This is a genomic window from Massilia sp. BHUDP2 (genome assembly GCF_046236355.1).
Classification (GTDB): Bacteria; Pseudomonadota; Gammaproteobacteria; order Burkholderiales; family Burkholderiaceae_D; genus Telluria; species Telluria varians.
This window is the reverse complement of record NZ_JBJUVW010000004.1, coordinates 484,547-504,039: the sequence shown is the minus strand read 5'-3', so window position 1 is coordinate 504,039 and position 19,493 is coordinate 484,547. Positions and strand designations below refer to the sequence as shown.

The following is a 19,493-nucleotide window of genomic DNA, read 5'->3' as shown; positions in this document are numbered from 1 at the left end:
TCACCGAAGGGCACGCGGCTGCATGAAGCAGGCCCTCGTCGTCCTCCTGCTGCTGGCCGTGGGCGCCTATTTGGCCGCCTGCCTGGCGCTGTTCTTCCTGCAGCGCTCGCTGATCTATTATCCGCCGCCGGTCGCCGCCTACGCGGCGCCGAAGACCTCGATCCTTGCGCTGGACGGGGCCAGGGTCCTGGTCTCCGAGCGGCCGCTGGCGGGCGAGCGGGCCCTGATCTACCTCGGCGGGAATGCCGAGGACGTGACAGGCAGCCTGCCCATCCTCGAGCGTGCCTTTCCCGGGCGCGCCCTCTACCTCCTGCACTACCGCGGCTACACCGGCAGCACCGGCAATCCGTCCGAACAGGCCCTGGTCGGCGATGCGCTGGCCCTGTTCGACCGGGTGGCGCGCGAGCACCGGGACGTGGTGCTGATCGGGCGCAGCCTCGGCACCGGCGTGGCGGTGCAGGTGGCCAGCCGGCGGCCAGTCGGTAAGCTGGTGCTGGTCACGCCTTATGACAGCCTGGCGGGACTGGCTGCCCGACAGTTTCCGTATTTTCCGGTACGCTGGCTGCTGCGCGACCGCTATGCCTCGTCGGCGTATGCGCCGCGGGTGCAGGCGCCGACGCTGTTGATCGCTGCCCAGCATGACGAGATCATCCCGGCGGACAGCGCCGAGCGGCTGCTGGCGCGTTTTCCTGCCGGGGTGGCACGGCTGCGCGTGATCGAAGGAACGCAGCACAATTCGATTTCGGAACATCCCGACTACATCCCTTCGCTCCAGTGGGCGAAGTAAACAAACAAGGAAAAGGAGTCTTATGCCAGCCACACCATCCCTGCGTCACGTCGTGCTGTTCGCGTTCAAGAGCGATGCCAGCCAGGAAGCGGTCGATGCCGTCGTCGCCGATTTCGGCCGGCTGCCCGCCGAGATCCCGGTCATCGCCGCCTACGAGTGGGGCACCAACGTGAGCCCGGAAGGCCTGAACCAGGGCTTCACCCACTGCTTCACCTTGAGCTTCGCGAGCGATGCCGACCGCGATGCCTACCTGGTGCACCCGGCGCACCAGCGTTTTGTCTCCACCCTGGGCAGCTGCCTGGAACGTTCGCTGGTAGTCGATTACTGGACGCAGCCTTGAAACGCAGGCTCCTGCTGGGGCTGGCCATCGCATGGCAGATGCCGGCACTTGGGGCAGACCCGATCCCGCCACACCTGGCGGGCGTCTGGGCAACGGCCGATTCGCTGTATGCCGGCACGACCGCCCAGAGCGAGCTGTACTTGCAGGCGGACGGGAGCGGCATGATCATCGGTTCGGCGCCGCCACCGGTGCGCCTGGACGGGCCGGAGCAGGGCACGGCAGCGCCAAACATGCGCGCCGTCCTGGGCCTGCCGCTGCGCGCGGTGGCGGATGCAGAGGTGCTGACCCTGCATCCGTTCTGGAAGGGCCAAGGGACGGGAACGGAACAGGCGAGGTTCAGCTGTCGCTACCTGGCGCAGGGACCGGCCCTGGCTTGCGTCGGCAGCGACAGGCGTGAGATGCTGATGAAGCGGCGTAGCAGTACCCTGCCGCCCGATGCGGTGGCGGCGATCGGCGCCGTCTTTGCCGAGGCTTCCGCCACGAGCGTCAGGGCTGGCGCACCTCGCCCAGGGTCTTCCACACTTCCCTGAACTGCTGGACGATCTTCGGATCGTCCTGTTCGCCCTTGCCGCCGGCTTCGATGTTGGTCATCAGGATGCGGCCGGTGCCGCTGGCGGGGTCGATGAACATGAAGGCCGTGACGCCCGGGTCGCTGCCCGAATGCCCGACCAGCCCGTTCTTGCGGATGCGCCAGAACACGCCGCTGTTCGGTTCTGCCGCCGGGCTGGCGCTAGGGAGGGCGTCGGGCGCGAACTCCGGGTCGAACAGCAGGGTGAAGCCGGCCTTGGTCAGCACGCCTTCGCCGCCCTTGTAGCCCTTCACCATGGCCATCAGGAAGCGCGCCAGGTCGGCCGCGGAGGTGGTCAGGCCGCCGTCCGGGTAGGTGACCAGGGCGTAGCGCGGATAGGCCTGGTGGCGGCGGTTGTAGGCCAGCGCCTGGCGCTTCGCCTGGGTTGGGTCGGCGCGCCAGGTGGTGGAGCGCATCTGCAGCGGCTCGAAGATATGCTTGCGGGTGAAGGCCTCGAAGCTCTGGCCGCTTTTCACCTCGATCAGGTAGGCGGCCAGTGCTGCGCCGATGTTCGAGTAATGGTAGGCGGCGCCCGGCGCTGCCTTGGCGAAGTTGCTTTTCCGGTAGCTGCGCCCGCCCACCGCCAGGTAGTTCTTCAAGAAGCCGCCCAGGCTCAGGTCCTGGCGCCCCGGCTGGGTGAAGTCGCGCCTGAATTGCTGGTAGAGCGGGCCGCCGGTATCGGCATCGGGCAGCACGTAGTAGGAGTGCCCGTAGATCTCGTCGTCGTCGACGATGCTGGAGGTGTGGGTGACCAGGTGGCGCACCGTGATCGCTGCGCCGCCATGCGGATGCTCTACCTTGAAGGGCAGGATGCCGTTGATCTCGGTGTCCAGTCCGAAGTAGCCGAGTTCGATCGCCTTCACGATCGCCACGCCGATCACGGTCTTGCTGACCGAGCCGACGTTCTGCAGCGTCTCCTCGGTGTAAGGGCGCCTGGCCTGCAGGTCCGCATGGCCGAAGCCGCGCTGGTACAGCACGGCATTGCTCGACACCACCGCCACCGCGAAGCCAGGCAGGCTCGAGGCCTGCTGCAGTTTGGCGAGCTTGTGGGTGAGGGCGGGCCGCTCCCCGGCTGCCTGCGCCACCGGGGCGGCGGCCAGCAGGGCCAGCAGGAAGGGCGCGAGCAGCTGCTTCTTCAAGCTCGTACGTACAGGGGCGCGGGCTGAAATGCAAAACCGCGGCCAGGCCGCGGTTTCTCGTGTCGCATCGTGAGGCCCCGGATTTACTCCTGCCATTCCTGCAGCGCGCGAATGGCCGTCTCGCCGTTGCGGATCGCTTTGACGCGGCGCACGACTTCATTGTGCCAGGCTTCGTCGGCATCCTCGTCAGGACCATCGATATCCTGGAGGAGCAGGCGCACCAGGGCGTGCTTTTCCTCAGCACTCAGCATCTGGATCTTTTCCGCGATCTCGGCAACCAGGTTCGACATGATGCTCCTTCCGGTAATATTTTTGAAATAATAACTTGGGTTTTATAGGTTGTCGACTGGAACCATATTGTCCGTTGGTTTTCTGTCAATTAATTTATTGTCCGGGTCGATGCCGGCCCGTGCCGGACGCCCGCCGACCACCAGCGTCACGGTCTGGCTGGCACTGTCGACCAGGCGCCGTTCGCGCGCCAGCGGGTTGCCGTTGCGGTCGTCGACGCCGAATTCGATGTAGTCCTTGAGCGGCGCCGGCTTCTCGTCGCCCAGTTCTCCGGCGCGCACCTTGCCCGCATGCGCCCGGATCGTCACCTCGAACTTGCCGTCCGGGCGCTGGCGCGCGCTGGCGCTGTCGGCGCGGTTCTCGTACAGCACGATGTGCTCGAACAGGTCGTCGATCAAGTACGCCTTGTCCGGCGGCGTCACGGCGCGCAGCCGGTCGACCAGCGCCAGCACGGTCGGGTAGGGCGCGCCCTTGAAGCCGTGTTCCTGCAGCAGGCTGTTCAGGACGTGGTTGACGACGTCCTCGCCCAGCAGGTCGGCAAGCAGGTAGAGCGCCAGGCTGCCCTTGCGGTAGTGGACGTAGTCCTGGTTCTCGTTCTGCGCCAGCGGCAATTCCTTGCGGCGCTCGGTGGCGCGGCCCATCAGGTAGCCATCCAGGTTGTAGCGCAGGAAGCGGCGCATCTTCTGGCCGCCGACCGCGCGCTTCATGACCATCAGCGCGGTGTACTCGGACAGGCTCTCCGACAGCACGCTGGAACCGCGCGCGTGGGCGCCGGCCAGCTGGTGGCCCCACCACTGGTGGGCGGTCTCGTGGGCGCTGACGTAGAAGGGATAGTCGATGTCCTTGGGCGAATCGTCGTCGATGCGGGCGATGAAGCCGACGCTTTCCGAGAACGGGATGGTGCCCGGGAAGGCTTGCGCGTAGGACGCATAGCGCGGGAACTCGACGATGCGCAGCTCGCTGAACTGGTAGGGGCCGAAGCGGCGCGACGCGTATTCCAGGCTGGCCTGGGCGCCGCGGATCATGCGTTCGACGTTGGCGTCGTGGCCCGGATGGTAGAACACGTCGATGGTCACGTCCTGCCAGCGGTCGTGCCGCACTTCGTAGCGCGCCGACTGGATGGCGTAGAAATTGAGGATCGGCTTGTCCATCCGGTAGTGGAAGTAGCGCCGCCCCTTGTCGATCCATTCCTTCTCCAGCGTGCCCGGGGCGATCGCGATCTGGTCGGGGGAGGTGGCGACGACGGCGCTGAAGCCGATCCAGTCGGCGTCCATGCCCAGCACGTTGTTGGCGCGTGCCGCCGGGTCCTCGCGCGCCGGCAGCGGGTCCTTCGGCGCCAGGCCGCGGCGCTTGCGGTCGCGGTCGTCGACCAGCTCCACCGAGGGCTGGTAGCCGATGCGCGGCATGACCTCGTTGGTGAAGAAGGTCCCGTTCTGGATGACCGGGGTGTCGCGGCCGATGCCGAGCAGGCCGCCCGGCTGGTAGCGCACGCTGAACTCGAGCGCCATGCGCGCGCCGGGCGCCAGGGGCTCGGCCAGGCGGTACAGGTAGAAGCCGTGCTCCGGATCGGCCGTGACCTGCCGCGCGGCCTGCGAGAAACGGGCGGCGAGTTCGGCGCCGCGCTGCTGGTACAGGACGACGTCGCGCAGCGGCGCACCGGTGCGGTTCTCCAGCTGGTAGAAACCCTTCACGGCCAGGCTGCGCGCCTCGGGACGGATGTCGACCTGCAGGTCGACATTGGTGATGCGCGGCTGCGGCAGCCTGGCGAAGCGGCGGTAGCGCAGCTCGTAGTCGGCGCGCAGGTTTTCCTGCTGCGCGCTGGTCAGGTAGCCGCCGGCATGCAGCTCGTAGGCCAGCAGGCTACCCGTGCCCGCAAAGATCACGAGACCCGCGCCAAAGCCGGCCAGCACCGGCCTGGACAGGTTGCGGCGCGCCAGGCGCAGGCGCTCGCGCCAGCCGCTGTCGACGCCGCGCGCCCACAGCACGCGCGCCGCCACCATCAGCATCAGCGCCATGCCGCTCCAGTAGAGCTGGAACAGGTGCTCGCGCAGCAGGTAATGGCCGAAGCCGTTCATGGCCGAATAGGTGAAGGACGGCGTGCTGCCGTACACCAGCATCGGGTGGTCGAAGCCGAAGCCCTGCGCGGTCCCGAGCACCAGGTACAGGGCGATCAGGATGAAGTAGGCCAGGTAGCGGTTGTTGACGATCACCTGCATCGCGATCGCCGCCACCGCCAGCAGCGCGTACTGCGGCAGCAGCACCGTGAACAGGAAGCGCAGGTAGAGGCCCGGCTCGAGCCCGAAATAACCCTTGAACAGCTGGATCAGCATCCCGACCAGCATCGCCATCACCAGGAGCAGGGCCTGCAGGCCGACCAGGGCGAGCGTCTTGCCCACCAGCGGCAGCCAGGTCGGCGCCGGCATCGCGTCCAGCATCTGCGCCATGCGCGCCTCGCGCTCGCGCCACACCATCTCGCCGGCGAACAGGGTGGTGACCACCAGCATGTACAGCGAGAACACGTCGCGGATCAGGTCCAGCACCATGTAGGTGACCGGATAGGTATTGGTGCCGTAGATCGAGCCGAGGTCGAGCGCGCTGGCGACCAGGATCAGGGCGCCGGCGACCGTCAGGGCCAGGAAATAGATGTTCCGGCTCGACTCGCGCAGGTTGTACAGCACCGACTTCCCCAGCAGGACGGCCAGGCTGCGGCGCGCGAAGTCGGGCGGCTCGCGGGTGTCGACGGCTGCATGCGACAGCTGCTGCGGGGCGAGGTCGGCCAGCGTATCGGCCAGCCCCTGGCCCTGGGCCTTCTTGTGGCGCGCGTCGACGTTGCCGGTGGTGTGGAAGCGCCAGTAGCCGAACAGCAGGACCACCAGACCGAAGCCGACCCAGATCAGGCGGTTCACCAGGTACACGCCTTCCAGCATGACGGGGCGCGTGTTGCGCTCGGCGATCGGCCAGTATTCGGTAAGGCGGATCAAGGCGGTGGTGCCGAAGGGATCCATCAGCGCGGCCAGGGTCTTGTAGTCGAGGTCGCGCGCCAGCGACGGGGCGACGATGTAGCCGATCATCATGACGATGCTGGCCACGTAGACCGGCAGCATGCGGCGCGACAGCGCGGCCAGCACGAAGAACAGGGCGCCGAAGATGAAGGTGTTGGGCAGCAGCGTGAGCAGGTAGGGCAGCAGGTAGTTCGCCACTCCGCCGGGCCCCAGGCGGTCGGGCTGGATGCCGGGGATGAAGGTCCCGAGCCAGGCGCCCAGCACGATGCTCGACAGGATCACCGCGAGCGTGGCGAAGGCGCCGAGGAAGCGTCCCAGCACGTAGTCCGCCTTGCGGATCGGCGCGCTGAAGAAGAAGTGCTGCATCTCGTATTCGAAGTCCTGCTGCACCGAGCGGCCCATCACGGCCGCCACCACGATCACGCCGAAGCAGCCGAGGAAGGATGCGGTCAGCGCGATCTGGCGCGGCGCATTGATCAGGACCCGGCCGCCGAAGGTGACGATGGCGTCGCGGAACGCGCCGCCCGCCGCCGCCATCCACAGCATCGCCAGCGCCAGGAAGATGCCGAAGTAGATCCAGGTCGACAGCAGCCGCAGGCGCTGGCGCGCCTCGAAACCGGCGATGGCGAACAGCGGGGCCATCGCTCAGCAGTTCCCCGCCGCGGCGTTGAATTTACCCGCGATGGTGGCGAAGTAGACGTCTTCCAGGCTGGCGCGGGCCGGTTCGAAGCCGTCGCCCGGGTCAGTCTCGGCATACACGTGGATCAGGGTGCGGCCGGTAAGCAGGCGGGTCGAGATGACCTGGTGGCGCTTCTGGAACACCGGCAGTTCCTGCTTGGTGACGATGCGCGCCCAGATGTAGTCTTCGATTTCGTAGGTCAGGTCCTGCGGGTCGCCGCACAGCAGCACGTGGCCCTTGTGGATGATCGCCATGTTGGCGCACAGGTCGGCCACGTCGGATACGATGTGGGTCGACAGGATGACGGTCTTGTCCTCGCCGATCTCGGACAGCAGGTTGTGGAAGCGCACGCGCTCCTGCGGATCCAGGCCGGCGGTGGGCTCGTCGACGATGATCAGGCGTGGATCGCCGAGCAGGGCCTGGGCGATGCCGAAGCGCTGGCGCATGCCGCCCGAGAAGGTGCCGAGGCGTTGGTTGCGCACTTCCCAGAGGTTGGTCTGCTGGAGCAGGCCGTCGACCACCTCGCGCCGGCGGTGCTTGTGCGACAGGCCCTTGAGCTGGGCGAAATGGTCGAGCAGCTCGTAAGCGGTCACTTTCGGGTAGACGCCGAAATCCTGCGGCAGGTAGCCGAGCATGCGGCGCACCTCGTCCTTTTCGTCGAGGACGTCGATGTCGTCCAGGAAGACCGAGCCGGAATCGCATTCCTGCAGGGTGGCGAGGATCCGCATCAGCGTCGATTTGCCGGCGCCGTTTGGACCGAGCAGCCCGAACATCCCGGCCGGGATGTTGAGGGTGACACGGTCGAGCGCGACCACGCCATTGGCGTAAGTCTTCGACAAATTGCGGATTTTCAATTCCATGCCATATCCTCAAGCGTGCATATAAACCTTTTTCAACACTTGCATTGTATTAAATTGTCTTGAGGTTTGTGGCGACTTCGCGACGCACGGGCGCTTTGATGGTCCAGACTGCATAATCCGGTGACAGAACGGATGACAGAGCGCAGCAATAATTTCTTTGAATAAACATTGCTCGCGTAAAGCCGTGAAACATGGATAATGACAGGATGAACAAGGCTATCCAGGACAAGCTGCTGGCGCTGATGCGCGAAGGACGCGACCGGACCGAGTCGCTGGACTGGTTCCGGGTGTCGCTGGGCCTGTTCTACCTGGCGGCGCTGATGACCGAGGAGACGATCGACTTCAAGAAGGTCGACCGCGAGTTCAACCGCTTCATCTACCACACCCTCGGCAAGGGCCATACCATCACCAGCGTGCTGCAGTACATGAGCGGCGCGAAGGTGATGCCGACCGTCGAATCCGAACGTTTCATGGACGCGTTCCGGCGCCACTGCCCGGAAATCCCGATCGCATCGATTCCCTTCCTGCTCGAGCTGAACCTGGGCGTGGCGAAGAACATCTCGGGGCTGGAGGCGGCGGGTCCGCTGGCCGACTGGATCGCGCTCAGGAAGGCAGAGGCGCCGGGCGCCTGAGCACCTCGGCTGGGCCTATAATGGTGTTTTCGAATATCGCATTTGACAACATCATGAGCGCATACCGTTCCAACTCCTCCCTCGACGACCTGATCGCCGGCTTCGACAAGGCCTTGCGCGTGGTCGGCGGCGTCGCCGCGTCCTCGCGCCCGAACCCGGGCACGCATGCCACCGACTGCGAACTGAGCGACGACGAGCGCCGCCACAGCGCGGGCCTGATGCGCGTGAACCACGTCGGGGAAGTGTGCGCGCAGGCGCTGTACGACTCGCAGGCGCGCTTCGGCAAGAGCCCGGCGATCCGCAAGCAGTTCGAAAAGTCGGCGCGCGAGGAAGAAGACCACCTGGCCTGGACCGCCGAGCGCCTGTCCGAGCTGGGTTCGCAGCCGAGCCTGCTCAATCCGCTGTGGTATGCGGGTTCCTACGTGCTGGGCAGCATCGCGGCCAAGCTGGGCGACCCGCACAGCCTGGGCTTCGTGGTCGAGACCGAGCGCCAGGTCGAGGCCCACCTGAACCGCCACCTCGAGGACCTGCCGCCACAGGATGCGAAATCGCGCGCGATCGTGGAGCAGATGCGGGTCGACGAGATCGCCCACGGCGCCTCGGCGCAGGCGCTGGGCGCGGCCGAGACGCCGCTGCCGGTGCGGATGCTGATGACGGCGATGTCGAAGGTGATGACGACGACGGCGTATCACATCTGATTGACCGAGTCGCCGCGCTTCCAGTTCTTCTCACGCATCATGTAAACGTCGTTCCGGCGAAGGCCGGAACCCAAGTTCTGCAGGCATCACGACTGCACATGCAAAATTGGATTCCGGCCTTCGCCGGAATGACGGTTTTTAGGGAGGTGGATATTGTGAGGCTGGCGATTAGCCAGCAATCGGATCAAACCTCCACAATCTCCACCGTGTGCGTGATCTCGGCCATCTTGGCCAGCATGATCGACGCCGAGCAGTATTTGTCGTGCGACAGGGTGACTGCACGCTCCACCGCCGCCGGCTTCAGGTTGCGCCCCGTGACCGTGAAGTGGAAGTTAATCTTGGTGAACACTTTCGGGTCGGTCTCCGCGCGCTCGGCCTGCAGCGTGACGTCACAGCCGCGCACTTCCTCGCGGCCGCGCTTGAGGATCAGCACCACGTCATAGGCGGTGCAGCCGCCGGTGCCGACCAGCACCATCTCCATCGGGCGCGGCGCCAGGTTGTGGCCGCCGCCTTCGGGCGCGCCATCCATCATGACCATGTGGCCGCTGCCGGTCTCGGCACGAAAACTCATGCCCGACGGGCCGTTCCAGCTGACTTTCACTTCCATGTATTTTTCTCCGCTCAGGTCTGTTGCCGCTGCATTGTAAAACAGAAGGGGCGCCCTTGCCGGCGCCCCTCTTTACGCTGACCTCAAGGCGAGTTCAGACCGCCAGCACGTAGCGCTCGCTCTTCATGCGCCAGCTCGCGAAGGCCACGATCAGCAGGGCGGGAATCGCCGAGCACAGGAAGGTCAGCAGGTAGGGCATGGCGCCGATGTCGCCCGCCTTGGACGCTTCCTTGATCAGGGTCTGGTTCGACAGCATCGGCACCAGGTACATCCAGTCCGCGGTCTTGAGCTCCATGAACGACACCACCATCATGGGGATGAGGGGCACGAAGGCCACGATGCTGAGGATGGTCTGCGCTTCCTTGAAGGTCTTGGCGTTCATCGCCAGCGCGATGTACAGCGCGCCTGCCAGCAGCGACAGCGCCACCGTGACCAGGCACACCAGCAGCAGCTGGGGCCAGCCCAGGCTCCAGGTCATGCCGATCTCCTCCAGCGGCAGCCATTTGAAGACCGCGTGCGCCAGGATCAGTTCGAGCGTCACGCCGACAATGCCCAGCGTGCTGGCGGCGAGCCACTTGCCGCCGATCAGCTCCCAGGTATGGGCCGGCTGCGCCATCAGCACTTCGAGCGAGCGGCGTTCGCGTTCTCCTGCGGTGCTGTCCACGCTGGCCGAGAGGGGTAGCATGAAGGCCGGGAAGAACAGGAAGCCCATGAGGGTGCCCACCAGCATCGCCGAGCGCGAGGCATTGGTGCCGGTGTCGTAGCGCTGGACCTGGATCGGGGTCACGGCCGCCGGCGATACGCCATGCGCCAGCAGGCGCGCGCCGGCCACGTTGGAACCGTAGGCTTCCAGCACGTCTTCGACGTCGCGGCGCTGGCGGCCGGTGTCGGTCGCGGAGTCGTACCAGATCTCGATGCGGGCAGGGCGCATCGCGTAGTACTGCTCGGCGAAGTCGTCCGGCAGGCGCAGCACCGCCGCTACTTTCTTGCTGCGCAGCAGCTCGCCAATGGCATCCTCATCCATCGGTGGGGTTTCCTGGACCGTGATGTTCTTCTGGCCCAGCTGCGACATCAGGGTCGGCGCGCGGGCGCCGCCGATCACCGCCAGTTCGATGCCTTCGCGCTCGGACTTGGTGCTTTTCTCGATCATCTGGTGCAGCATGAAGCCGTACATGATCGGATAGAGCAGGGTAAACATGGCGAGCATGCCGAGGGTGCGCTTGTCGCGCAGCGTCTCGAGCAGCTCTTTCAGGTAGACGACCAACAGCCTGGATTTCATGCGATTCCTTCCTCGGTGCCGACCAGGTGCACGAATGCGTCTTCCAGGTTGGCGATGCCGGTACGCCGGCACAGTTCATCGGGCGAGCCCTGGGCCACGGTGTGGCCGCCGGCGATGACGATCACGTCCTCGCACAGGGCCGTCACTTCCTGCATCACGTGGGTGGCCATGATCACGCAGCAGCCGTCGGCGCGCAGCGCGCCTAGCGCGGTGCGCAATGCGCGCGTGCTCATGACGTCCAGGCCGCGGCTCGGTTCGTCGAGCAGCAGGTGGCGCGGCCGGTGCAGCAGGGTGCGCGCCAGCGCCACCTTGATGCGCTGGCCCTGCGAAAAGCCCTTGCTGCGGCGCGCGAGGATGTCGTCCATGCCGAGCAGCGCGGAGATTTCCTCGATGCGGCTGTTGATGGCGGGGCGGCCCATGCCGTTGAGCTCGCCGAAGTAGGTGAGGTATTCACGCGTGCTGAGGCGCTCGTACAGGCCGAACTGGTCGGTCAGGAAGCCGATGCTGCGGCGCACCGCCATCGGGTCTTTTTCCGGATCAATGCCGTCGATCGCGATGTTGCCGTGGTCGCGCTTGAGCAGCCCGACCAGGGTGCGCAGCAGGGTGGTCTTGCCGGCGCCGTTGGGGCCCAGCAGCGCGGTGATCTGGCCGTCGCGCGCGGTGAAACTGACGCCGCCCAGCGCCTTGACGGAGCCGAAGCTCTTGCGTACATCGTGGACTTCAATCATGTTCTGGTGCCTTCAGGGTTGCGGGCCGGCGCTGCCGAGCTGGAAAGTCGGGGCCGGGATCTCGTTCATGCATGCCGCGTCGAGCTTGGCCTGCGGCTTGTCGAGGAACTCGCGCAGCAGGCGCGGCGCGCAGCCGAGCTGCGACACGCCATGGCCGGCATTGGCCACCACCACGTGCTGGGCGCGCGGCATGTGCTTGGCGGCGGCGTTGGCGCGGTGCGGCGGCGTGATCGGGTCGAGCGCGCCGGACAGCAGCAGGGCAGGCGCGTCGATCCTGGTCGGCGCCTGCGCCGCGACCGGCGGCACGTTCATCGTCTTGCACATGGCCGGGAAGCGGTCGGTCAGCAGCCTGGTTACCTGGCTGTCATCCGACTTGCGCAGTTCGGGCGTCAGGCGCGGCACGTCCTCGGCGCACACCACGGCCAGTTGCAGCAGGATCGCCACGCTGCCGTCGACGCCGAAGTCGCTGAGCAGGTTTTGGCGCGCCACGAACGGCTGCCAGCGGCCCTGCGCCGCGTTATGGATCAGGAAGGGCAGGCGGCGGGCGTCGGCCGGCGAATACAGGATGTTGTGGATGGTGCCGTAGAAACGCTCGGCGGTCATGGTGACCTCGACCGGCTGCGCGGTGCGCGGGTTCGATAGCGACAGCTTGATGCTGCCGGCTTCGAGCTTCGCGGCGAGCGCGTCGAATTCGGCGCGCAGCTTGGGGAAGGCCTTGTTGCAGCCGGCATCCTTGGCGCACTGTTCGAACATCTTGTCGAGTGCGGCCTGGGCGTCGCGGCCGGCCGCCGGGATGACCTGGTCGGGGGCGGCGACGCCGTCGAAGACGAGGCTGCGCACGCTGGCCGGATACAGGCGCGCATAGGCCTGGCCGAGGCGGGTGCCGTAGGAGCCGCCCCAGACGTTGACGGCGCCGTAGCCGAGCGCGCGGCGCACCAGTTCGGTGTCGCGGGCGGCGGCATCGGTGGTGTAGGCGCCGAACGAGGCCTTGGTCGCCGCGATGCAGGCGCGCAGTTCCGCGTCGAGCTGCTCTTCGGTCATGATCTCTTGTTCGGGCTTGTTCTTGCAATCGAGCTTGCCCGAGCGGCCGGTGCCGCGCTGGTCGATGAACACGATGTCGCGGGTGGCGCGCACCCGGTTGAAGGCCAGGGTCAGCATCTGCACGACTTCGCTGCCCGCCTGGCCGGGGCCGCCGGCGAGCACGAACAAGGGGTCGCTGCGCGTACCCTGGCGGTGCGCCGGCGCCACGGCGACGTGCAGCTTGAGCTTGGCGCCTGCCGGTTTCGCATGGTCAAGGGGCACGTCGAGGGTCATGCAGCGCAGCGCATCGGTGACCCCGGGCAGGTGGCAGCTGCGGTCGGCTACGACGGGCTTGGAGGCGGCGGGGGCTGCCGCGCTTGTCGCCGATACGGCGAGCCAGAGCGCAGCGACGGGGAGTAACGATCTTGTCTTCACACAATCTCCTCAAAGGACGCCTGCATAGTAGAGTGGCATCGTTTTGACGGTCAACGTATTGTTGCACCATCGCATGAAATTATGCGAAGAGGGAACGCTTTGTTTTAAAAGAAAGAAATAGATCAGACAAGCGGGTGGAAAATGCGACAGGAGGCACAGCTTGCATTGACGGGCTGGCCGCTGTTCGGCTATCATCGTGGGCTTTCCCTTTGCTCGGGGAAGATAATAAGGAAGAGTCCGCTGCAACAAGGGCGGAACCACCACAGTGAGCATTTAACTATTAGGAAGTCAACATGAAAACTTTTTCCGCTAAGGGCCATGAAGTCCAGCGCGACTGGTTTGTGATTGACGCGACGGACTTGGTCCTCGGACGTGTTGCCAGCGAAGTGGCACTCCGACTGCGCGGCAAGCACAAGCCGGAGTTCACTCCGCACGTCGATACCGGCGACTACATCATCGTCGTCAATGCAGGCAAGCTCCGCGTGACCGGCACCAAGGCCACCGAGAAGACCTACTACCGTCACTCGGGCTACCCGGGCGGTATCTACGAAACCAACTTCCTGAAAATGCAACAGCGCTTCCCGGGCCGTGCCCTGGAAAAGGCTGTCAAAGGCATGCTGCCAAAGGGCCCGCTGGGCTACGCCATGATCAAGAAGCTGAAAGTGTACGCGGAAGGCACCCACCCGCACGCAGCACAGCAACCTCAAGCACTGACCCTCTAAGGAACTGACATGATCGGTAACTACAACTACGGCACCGGCCGTCGCAAGAGTGCAGTCGCTCGCGTGTTCATCAAGGCCGGCACCGGCCAGATCATCGTGAACGGCAAGCCGGCTTCGGAATACTTCTCGCGCGAAACCGGCCTGATGGTCATTCGTCAGCCGCTGGAACTGACCGGCAACGTCGAGCGTTTCGACATCAAGGTCAACGTGCACGGCGGTGGCGAATCGGGCCAGGCTGGCGCCGTCCGTCACGGCATCACCCGCGCACTGATCGACTACGACGCAGGCCTCAAGGGCGACCTGGCACGTGCCGGTTTCGTCACCCGTGACGCCCGTGAAGTCGAGCGTAAGAAAGTCGGCCTGCGTAAAGCACGCCGCGCAAAGCAGTTCTCGAAGCGTTAATTCGTTTCCCTGCTTGCTGGCAGCGGCGCCAAGCCGCTGTCGCGAAAGCCGTCCTCCGCAAGGTGGGCGGCTTTTTGTTTTTTGGGCTTATGCCTCAGCACCAATATCCCAGGAAAGCCTTGAACACCGTTTCCCTTCTGGCGTACAGGCCGCTTCCGATCATGAGCAGGCTCAGCAGCATCGTGACGATGTAGATCACCTGGTACGGGCTGTCGATGTAGGTGGCGGCCCAGACGGAAGCGCAGAGCAGGACAAGGCCGATGAGGACATGGAGTACGCGTGCGACCAGTTCGGCCGTCGAGCTGGACTTCCTTGGTTGCCATGAGAACCTGGCTTCATTGCGGGTTTGCTTCAGTTCGGGATGCATCCGTTGTTGTCCTCCGTCCAGCCGTATCGACCTTATTCATGCGCCGTGCATAGGGGAATCTCATATTCCTGCCCCATTCACCGATATTCGCCGATATTCATCTTCCAAGTCATGCATGAATAGCAAAGAATACAGCTATTCCATTGACGTTCAGGAAAGGTTCACATGACTTTTGGCGAGAGACTCAAGCAGATCAGGACCGACAAGGGCCTGACCCAACCCCAGTTCGCGCAGATTGCGGGAATCGAACAATCCTACCTGTCCAAGCTGGAAAACGACAAGTCGGTGCCGTCGGCCGAGATGTTTTCCACCATCCTTGCCGCGCTGGAGATGGATGCGGCGACTTTTCTGCAGGACGTGGACAGCGACGTGCTGGCGACGAGCTTGCGTCATATCCCCGCGGTTACCCAGTTCACCAGTGGGGTGGCGGCCGCGCAGGTTCACGATACCAAGCGCTGGTTGTTCTGCTCGGCGGCGGCCTGGGTGCTCGGGTTTGCCATGATGCTGGCGGCGAACGACGGCATCTTCTTCCCGAACAAGCTGTACACCTACAGCTCCCCCGGGGTGATCCGCCCCGGCGAAGCCGAAAATGTCTTTTCTACCTACCGGGAAGTCCTGGGGAACCAAATGCTCGCCAAGCAGATCACGATCGAGGAGATGGCGAAACAGTCGGCGGAATTCATGGCGACTCGGAACCGGCCGCTGACCGTGGAGTGGCCGGACAGCCGCGGCACGGTGTATTACGAGCCGGTGGAGAACGGCCGGCGCCGCTTCGAGCTGGTCACGACCAGGCATGTCGAGGCAAACGGTAACCGCATCCTGCAATACATCGGCGCCATCGTGTTCGCCTGCGGCTTTGTCGGCCTGTTCATCGAATGGCGCCTGCGCCGCCTCAAAAACAAACAAGCAAAATAAGTAAGGGAAACCCCATGTCGCAGATCCCTACCTTCCTCGCCGGCGCTACCACCATGGCCGCGGCCATCGCCGCCATCATGACCCTGAGCGGCGCCAGCGACCCGGCCCGCCGCGCCAGCTTCGACGAGATCACCGTCGGCCGCATCAACATCGTCGAGCCGGACGGCACCAGGCGCCTGATCATCTCGAACAGGGCCCAGTTCCCGGGCGACTTCCAGCAAGGGAAAGAGGGCGCCCGTCCGAACCGGAGCGACGTCGCCGGCATGCTGTTCATCAACGAGGAAGGCACGGAGAACGGTGGCCTGATCCAGAAGGGCAGTGTGCGTGCCGACGGCAGGATCTCGTCCGGCCTGTCGCTCACTTTCGACCGCTTCCGCCAGGACCAGGCCCTGCAGCTCATGAACAACGACAGTGCCGAGCACCAGATGACCGCAATCAAGATCAACGACGTGCCGGCTTATACGGTCACGTCGATGGACGACATCAAGCGCTTCAACGCGGATGTCCGCAAGCTGCCGGAAGCGGAGCGGCAGGCATATTGGAACAAGCTGGCCGAGGAGGGGCGCCTGAACCAGAACCGCATCTGGCTCGGCAATACCGGCGACAAGGGCTCGACCCTGCAGTTGAAAGACGCAAAGGGCCGGATCCGCATGATGCTGCTGGTCTCCGCCGACGGCAAGGCGGAGATCCGGATGCTGGACGAGCAGGGCAAGGTCACGAAGTCCATTACCCCTGGCTCGTAAGCGCCCTAGACGCCGATGCCGCCGGATACGCTGATGACTTCGCCCGTGATATAGCCGCCCTGCGGGCCAGCCAGGAAGCTGGCCAGGCCCGCGACTTCCTCGAGGGTGGCGATGCGGCGGATCGGGTGCTGGGCGAGGACGGCGTCGGGCACGCTCTCGCCCAGCACCTCGGCCGACATATCGGTCGGCATCACGCCGGGCTGGATCACGTTGGCGGTAATGTTGCGCCCGCCCAGGTCGCGCGCGACGCCTTTCGCGTAGCCGATCAGGGCCGCCTTGCTGCCGGCATAGTCGGCGGTGCCCGGCCAGGGGACCACGGTGCCGAGGCGCGAGCCGATGTAGATGATGCGCCCCCCTTCGGCCAGTTTCGGGGCGGCGGCGCGGGTGAGGGCGACGGGGCCCATCACATTGACCTGCCACTGGCGGTCCAGGTTGACGGTGTCGAGGTCCGGCGCATCGACCGGCTTGCCCGACACCGCGATCGCGGCATTGTTGACGAGGATGTCGAGACGGCCAAGGCGGGCGATCACCTCCTCGACCAGCGGCGCGGCGGCGGCCATGTCGGCCTGGTCGCTGCGAATGGCCAGTGCGCGCACTCCTTTGGCCTGCAGCTTCGCGACCACCGCCTCGGCCTTGCCGGCCGAAGCGACATAGCTGATCGCGACATCCGCCCCCTGGTCCGCGAGCGCTTCGGCAATGGCGGCGCCCAGGCCGCGCGAGCCGCCGGTAACGAGTGCGACTTTTCCCTTCAATACTGGTGACATGACATCCCTTTCTGTATCCGTTATTTCGTAACAACTGTTACGATAACGATCAGTATATAATTTTGACCTATGAGCCTGTCAAGGCTTTTTCGTAACAACCATTATGAAAAGAGGGATTTCATGGGGCGACGTCGCGAATTCGACGTGGACCAGGCGCTCGACGCCGTACTCTGCGTGTTCTGGCGCAAGGGCTATGAAGGCGCGTCCTACGCCGACCTGACCGAAGCCGCGGGCGTCGAACGGCCGGCCCTGTACGCCGCCTTCGGCAACAAGGAAGCCATGTTCCGCCGCGCCCTGGAACGCTATAGCGAGCGCTTCCTCGCCTATATCCCGGAAGCGCTGGCCCTGCCGACCGCGCGCGAAGTCGCCGCTCACATCCTCACGCGGGCGGTCGAGCTCAACACCATGTTCGAGGACCAGCGCGGCTGCCTCGGCGTGAACGGCGTGCTGGCCGGATCGGACGATGCCGAGCCGATTCGCCAGGCCCTGATCGACTTCCGCGCCGAGGGCGAAGCCGCCCTGCGCGCGCGCTTCGAGCGCGCCCGCGCGGAAGGAGACTTGCCGGAGACGGCCGACCCTGCGGCCTTGGCCGGCTTCCTGCTGGCGGTAACCCACGGCATCGCCGTGCAGGCCAAGGCCGGGTTCAGCCGCGACAAGCTGCAGGCCGTGGCCGCGCAGGCGCTGCTGGCCTGGCCTTGATGCCATGCAAAGAATATTTGCATCTATTGCTTAGATGGCAAATATTCTTTGCATACCGGATGGCGCCTCCGGCGCAGGCATTTTTCATGGCTGTTAAAATGCAGCCTCGTCCTGAAAAGGTCATTCTTACATCACGAAGGAATAGAACATGATCAAAGTTGGCATCGTTGGCGGAACCGGATACACGGGCGTGGAATTGCTGCGGCTGTTGGCCGTGCACCCCGACGTGCAGCTGACCGCGATCACCTCGCGCAAGGAAGACGGCCTGCCGGTCGCCGACATGTTCCCCTCGCTGCGCGGCGTCGTCGACCTGGCCTTCTCGAGCCCGGACAAGGCCGACCTGACCCAGTGCGACGTGGTGTTCTTCGCCACCCCGCACGGCGTCGCCATGGCCCAGGCCCCGGCGCTGCTGGCGGCCGGCGTCAAGGTGATCGACCTGGCGGCCGACTTCCGCCTGAAGGACCAGGCCACGTTCGAGAAGTGGTACAAGATCCCGCACACCGCGCCGGAACTGATCGAGGAAGCCGTGTACGGCCTGCCGGAACTGAACCGCGATGACATCCGCGGCGCGCGCCTGATCGCCAACCCGGGCTGCTACCCGACCACCATGCAGCTCGGCTTCGTCCCGCTGCTCAAGGCCGGCCTGGTCGACGCGGGCAGCCTGATCGCCGACTGCAAGTCGGGCGTCTCGGGCGCCGGCCGCAAGGCCGAGATCGGTACGCTGTTCTCGGAAGCGAGCGACAACTTCAAGGCCTACGGCGTGCACGGCCACCGACACACCCCGGAAACCTCGGCCCAGCTGGCGCGCTACACCGACCAGAAGGTCGGCCTGATCTTTACCCCGCACCTGGTGCCGATGATCCGCGGCATGCACGCGACCCTGTACGCGCGCCTGACCAAGGACATCGACGATGCGGCCCTGCAAGCCCTGTTCGAGGACACCTACAAGGACAGCACCTTCGTGGACGTGATGCCCTTCGGCTCGCACCCGGAAACCCGCTCGACCCGCGGCTCGAACATGCTGCGCCTGGCGCTGCACCGTCCGGAAGGCGGGAACACTGTCGTCATCCTGGTGGTGCAGGATAACCTGGTCAAGGGCGCCTCGGGCCAGGCCGTGCAGTGCATGAATCTGATGTTCGGCCTGGATGAGGCGACCGGCCTGAAGCAGGTCGCGCTGCTGCCCTAATCCATTCTCCCTGCCGCGCGGAATTTTCCCGCGCGGCATCTCCCTTTTTTCCTACAAAACGGCAACACGCCGCCCCAAGCGATCTAGATCAAGGCCACTCTTGTTGAGAACGGTAAATTGACCGATGCACAGGTTGATTTCAGCGCGCGGCGAATCGCCGCCGGCGTCCTACTGGAAGGGGTGGAACATGTTTGGTCGACAAGTAAAGAGCGAGATTGACAGCCTGGTCGGCATCTCGGCCCGGATCGAGGGCGACCTGTGCTTCACCGGAGGGCTGCGCATCGACGGCGAAGTGCACGGCAATGTGGTCGCGGCGGAAGGCGCCGACAGCATGCTGATCGTCTCCGAGCATGCGCGGATCGAGGGCGAGGTGCGCTGCGCCAGCCTGGTGGTCAACGGCTATATCGCCGGGTCGGTATATTCGTCAGAACTCCTTGAATTACAGCCGAAAGGCCGCATACATGGTGATGTACATTACCGTTTGCTCGAAATGCACGGCGGCGCCCTCGTGACCGGGAAACTGACCCACGAACCTGCGGGCGAGCCGGTGTTTCAGTTTACCGACGCCGAGCCCTCCCTGACGGCCGGATAGTCGGCCTGCCACCAGCATCAGTTGCGGCAACGGTCTATAAT

Annotated in this window: 22 protein-coding genes; 12 read left to right on the top strand and 10 right to left on the bottom strand. The window is 65.1% G+C overall.

The window, feature by feature from the left end:
• Positions 1 to 22: 22 nt before the first annotated feature.
• From ACK6C6_RS23880 to ACK6C6_RS23870, 3 genes are read left to right on the top strand one after another with little or no spacing between them, the layout of a single operon-like run.
• Positions 23 to 787 carry an alpha/beta hydrolase gene (locus ACK6C6_RS23880; RefSeq protein ID WP_409269634.1) on the top strand — a complete coding sequence of 255 codons (765 nt, stop codon included), beginning with the start codon at positions 23 to 25 and terminating at the stop codon, positions 785 to 787.
• Between the two features lie 22 nt (positions 788 to 809).
• Positions 810 to 1,127, top strand: a complete 318-nt coding sequence (locus ACK6C6_RS23875; protein ID WP_409269632.1) for a Dabb family protein — start codon at positions 810 to 812, stop codon at positions 1,125 to 1,127.
• Positions 1,124 to 1,657, top strand: a complete 534-nt coding sequence (locus ACK6C6_RS23870) for a hypothetical protein (protein ID WP_409269631.1) — start codon at positions 1,124 to 1,126, stop codon at positions 1,655 to 1,657. Before ACK6C6_RS23875 ends, ACK6C6_RS23870 begins: the two co-directional genes overlap by 4 nt.
• On the opposite strand, the gene ACK6C6_RS23865 is transcribed toward ACK6C6_RS23870, so the two are convergent.
• The 4 genes from ACK6C6_RS23865 to ACK6C6_RS23850 form a co-directional block, all read right to left on the bottom strand.
• Positions 1,614 to 2,834 (bottom strand): serine hydrolase domain-containing protein, encoded by a 1,221-nt coding sequence (locus ACK6C6_RS23865; protein ID WP_409269629.1) that lies wholly within the window; start codon positions 2,832 to 2,834, stop codon positions 1,614 to 1,616. The genes ACK6C6_RS23870 and ACK6C6_RS23865 overlap by 44 nt on opposite strands.
• An 83-nt stretch (positions 2,835 to 2,917) precedes the next feature.
• Positions 2,918 to 3,124 (bottom strand): addiction module protein, encoded by a 207-nt coding sequence (locus tag ACK6C6_RS23860; RefSeq protein WP_027865824.1) that lies wholly within the window; start codon positions 3,122 to 3,124, stop codon positions 2,918 to 2,920.
• 42 nt (positions 3,125 to 3,166) lie between these two features.
• Positions 3,167 to 6,766: a M1 family aminopeptidase gene (locus ACK6C6_RS23855; RefSeq protein WP_409269628.1), complete on the bottom strand. Its 3,600-nt coding sequence runs from the start codon at positions 6,764 to 6,766 to the stop codon at positions 3,167 to 3,169.
• A gap of 3 nt (positions 6,767 to 6,769) precedes the next feature.
• Positions 6,770 to 7,663, bottom strand: a complete 894-nt coding sequence (locus ACK6C6_RS23850; RefSeq protein WP_209589642.1) for an ABC transporter ATP-binding protein — start codon at positions 7,661 to 7,663, stop codon at positions 6,770 to 6,772.
• Between the two features lie 206 nt (positions 7,664 to 7,869).
• On the opposite strand from ACK6C6_RS23850, the gene ACK6C6_RS23845 reads away from it, so the two are divergent.
• Positions 7,870 to 8,295, top strand: coding sequence for a hypothetical protein (locus ACK6C6_RS23845; RefSeq protein ID WP_409269627.1), 426 nt, complete (start codon positions 7,870 to 7,872; stop codon positions 8,293 to 8,295).
• 53 nt (positions 8,296 to 8,348) lie between these two features.
• Entirely contained in the window at positions 8,349 to 8,993 is a 645-nt protein-coding gene (coq7, locus tag ACK6C6_RS23840) for a 2-polyprenyl-3-methyl-6-methoxy-1,4-benzoquinone monooxygenase (protein ID WP_409269625.1), read from the top strand.
• A gap of 184 nt (positions 8,994 to 9,177) precedes the next feature.
• Here the strand turns inward: coq7 and ACK6C6_RS23835 are convergent, their stop codons facing one another.
• The 4 genes from ACK6C6_RS23835 to ACK6C6_RS23820 form a co-directional block, all read right to left on the bottom strand.
• Complete coding sequence (locus tag ACK6C6_RS23835; RefSeq protein ID WP_409269624.1) at positions 9,178 to 9,600, bottom strand: OsmC family protein; 423 nt, start codon at positions 9,598 to 9,600, stop codon at positions 9,178 to 9,180.
• A gap of 94 nt (positions 9,601 to 9,694) precedes the next feature.
• A complete protein-coding gene (locus tag ACK6C6_RS23830; protein ID WP_409269623.1) occupies positions 9,695 to 10,879 on the bottom strand; it encodes an ABC transporter permease in 1,185 nt (394 codons plus the stop codon).
• The gene (locus ACK6C6_RS23825) at positions 10,876 to 11,607 is read right to left on the bottom strand and encodes an ATP-binding cassette domain-containing protein (protein ID WP_409269622.1); all 732 of its coding nucleotides are present in this window, start codon (positions 11,605 to 11,607) and stop codon (positions 10,876 to 10,878) included. The genes ACK6C6_RS23830 and ACK6C6_RS23825 overlap by 4 nt, the downstream gene beginning before the upstream one ends.
• A gap of 12 nt (positions 11,608 to 11,619) precedes the next feature.
• Entirely contained in the window at positions 11,620 to 13,062 is a 1,443-nt protein-coding gene (locus ACK6C6_RS23820) for an alpha/beta hydrolase (RefSeq protein ID WP_409269621.1), read from the bottom strand.
• A 293-nt stretch (positions 13,063 to 13,355) separates the two neighbouring features.
• Here ACK6C6_RS23820 and rplM point away from each other — a divergent pair, with 293 nt between their 5' ends.
• Both rplM and rpsI read left to right on the top strand, forming a co-directional pair.
• The gene (gene rplM / locus ACK6C6_RS23815; protein ID WP_036210443.1) at positions 13,356 to 13,784 is read left to right on the top strand and encodes a 50S ribosomal protein L13; all 429 of its coding nucleotides are present in this window, start codon (positions 13,356 to 13,358) and stop codon (positions 13,782 to 13,784) included.
• Between the two features lie 9 nt (positions 13,785 to 13,793).
• Entirely contained in the window at positions 13,794 to 14,186 is a 393-nt protein-coding gene (rpsI, locus tag ACK6C6_RS23810; protein ID WP_005667904.1) for a 30S ribosomal protein S9, read from the top strand.
• A 94-nt stretch (positions 14,187 to 14,280) separates the two neighbouring features.
• Here rpsI and ACK6C6_RS23805 read toward each other — a convergent pair whose 3' ends face one another.
• Positions 14,281 to 14,553: a hypothetical protein gene (locus tag ACK6C6_RS23805; RefSeq protein ID WP_409269619.1), complete on the bottom strand. Its 273-nt coding sequence runs from the start codon at positions 14,551 to 14,553 to the stop codon at positions 14,281 to 14,283.
• Positions 14,554 to 14,718: 165 nt separating this feature from the next.
• Between ACK6C6_RS23805 and ACK6C6_RS23800 the strand changes: the two genes are divergently transcribed.
• Entirely contained in the window at positions 14,719 to 15,468 is a 750-nt protein-coding gene (locus tag ACK6C6_RS23800) for a helix-turn-helix domain-containing protein (protein WP_409269618.1), read from the top strand.
• Positions 15,469 to 15,482: 14 nt separating this feature from the next.
• A complete protein-coding gene (locus ACK6C6_RS23795; protein ID WP_409269617.1) occupies positions 15,483 to 16,211 on the top strand; it encodes a hypothetical protein in 729 nt (242 codons plus the stop codon).
• Positions 16,212 to 16,216: 5 nt separating this feature from the next.
• On the opposite strand, the gene ACK6C6_RS23790 is transcribed toward ACK6C6_RS23795, so the two are convergent.
• Positions 16,217 to 16,975 carry an SDR family NAD(P)-dependent oxidoreductase gene (locus ACK6C6_RS23790; RefSeq protein ID WP_409269616.1) on the bottom strand — a complete coding sequence of 253 codons (759 nt, stop codon included), beginning with the start codon at positions 16,973 to 16,975 and terminating at the stop codon, positions 16,217 to 16,219.
• A 120-nt stretch (positions 16,976 to 17,095) separates the two neighbouring features.
• Between ACK6C6_RS23790 and ACK6C6_RS23785 the strand changes: the two genes are divergently transcribed.
• The 3 genes from ACK6C6_RS23785 (at position 17,096) to ACK6C6_RS23775 (ending at position 19,452) form a co-directional block, all read left to right on the top strand.
• Complete coding sequence (locus ACK6C6_RS23785; RefSeq protein WP_209589633.1) at positions 17,096 to 17,674, top strand: TetR/AcrR family transcriptional regulator; 579 nt, start codon at positions 17,096 to 17,098, stop codon at positions 17,672 to 17,674.
• Positions 17,675 to 17,822: 148 nt separating this feature from the next.
• Positions 17,823 to 18,860 (top strand): N-acetyl-gamma-glutamyl-phosphate reductase, encoded by a 1,038-nt coding sequence (gene argC / locus ACK6C6_RS23780; RefSeq protein WP_036210458.1) that lies wholly within the window; start codon positions 17,823 to 17,825, stop codon positions 18,858 to 18,860.
• 187 nt (positions 18,861 to 19,047) lie between these two features.
• Entirely contained in the window at positions 19,048 to 19,452 is a 405-nt protein-coding gene (locus tag ACK6C6_RS23775) for a polymer-forming cytoskeletal protein (protein WP_027865808.1), read from the top strand.
• The last annotated feature ends 41 nt before the right edge of the window (positions 19,453 to 19,493 follow it).

What these genes read in the sequence shown, in the direction of transcription:
- rplM (WP_036210443.1), top strand. Translation starts at nt 13,356, where the DNA reads ATGAAAACTTTTTCCGCTAAGGGCCATGAAGTCCAGCGCGACTGGTTT.
- coq7 (WP_409269625.1), top strand. Translation starts at nt 8,349, where the DNA reads ATGAGCGCATACCGTTCCAACTCCTCCCTCGACGACCTGATCGCCGGC.
- ACK6C6_RS23880 (WP_409269634.1), top strand. Translation starts at nt 23, where the DNA reads ATGAAGCAGGCCCTCGTCGTCCTCCTGCTGCTGGCCGTGGGCGCCTAT.
- ACK6C6_RS23845 (WP_409269627.1), top strand. Translation starts at nt 7,870, where the DNA reads ATGAACAAGGCTATCCAGGACAAGCTGCTGGCGCTGATGCGCGAAGGA.
- ACK6C6_RS23800 (WP_409269618.1), top strand. Translation starts at nt 14,719, where the DNA reads ATGACTTTTGGCGAGAGACTCAAGCAGATCAGGACCGACAAGGGCCTG.
- ACK6C6_RS23825 (WP_409269622.1), bottom strand. Translation starts at nt 11,607, where the DNA reads ATGATTGAAGTCCACGATGTACGCAAGAGCTTCGGCTCCGTCAAGGCG.
- ACK6C6_RS23855 (WP_409269628.1), bottom strand. Translation starts at nt 6,766, where the DNA reads ATGGCCCCGCTGTTCGCCATCGCCGGTTTCGAGGCGCGCCAGCGCCTG.
- ACK6C6_RS23785 (WP_209589633.1), top strand. Translation starts at nt 17,096, where the DNA reads ATGGGGCGACGTCGCGAATTCGACGTGGACCAGGCGCTCGACGCCGTA.
- ACK6C6_RS23830 (WP_409269623.1), bottom strand. Translation starts at nt 10,879, where the DNA reads ATGAAATCCAGGCTGTTGGTCGTCTACCTGAAAGAGCTGCTCGAGACG.
- ACK6C6_RS23805 (WP_409269619.1), bottom strand. Translation starts at nt 14,553, where the DNA reads ATGCATCCCGAACTGAAGCAAACCCGCAATGAAGCCAGGTTCTCATGG.
- ACK6C6_RS23860 (WP_027865824.1), bottom strand. Translation starts at nt 3,124, where the DNA reads ATGTCGAACCTGGTTGCCGAGATCGCGGAAAAGATCCAGATGCTGAGT.
- ACK6C6_RS23795 (WP_409269617.1), top strand. Translation starts at nt 15,483, where the DNA reads ATGTCGCAGATCCCTACCTTCCTCGCCGGCGCTACCACCATGGCCGCG.
- ACK6C6_RS23850 (WP_209589642.1), bottom strand. Translation starts at nt 7,663, where the DNA reads ATGGAATTGAAAATCCGCAATTTGTCGAAGACTTACGCCAATGGCGTG.
- ACK6C6_RS23775 (WP_027865808.1), top strand. Translation starts at nt 19,048, where the DNA reads ATGTTTGGTCGACAAGTAAAGAGCGAGATTGACAGCCTGGTCGGCATC.
- ACK6C6_RS23790 (WP_409269616.1), bottom strand. Translation starts at nt 16,975, where the DNA reads ATGTCACCAGTATTGAAGGGAAAAGTCGCACTCGTTACCGGCGGCTCG.
- ACK6C6_RS23875 (WP_409269632.1), top strand. Translation starts at nt 810, where the DNA reads ATGCCAGCCACACCATCCCTGCGTCACGTCGTGCTGTTCGCGTTCAAG.
- ACK6C6_RS23835 (WP_409269624.1), bottom strand. Translation starts at nt 9,600, where the DNA reads ATGGAAGTGAAAGTCAGCTGGAACGGCCCGTCGGGCATGAGTTTTCGT.
- rpsI (WP_005667904.1), top strand. Translation starts at nt 13,794, where the DNA reads ATGATCGGTAACTACAACTACGGCACCGGCCGTCGCAAGAGTGCAGTC.
- argC (WP_036210458.1), top strand. Translation starts at nt 17,823, where the DNA reads ATGATCAAAGTTGGCATCGTTGGCGGAACCGGATACACGGGCGTGGAA.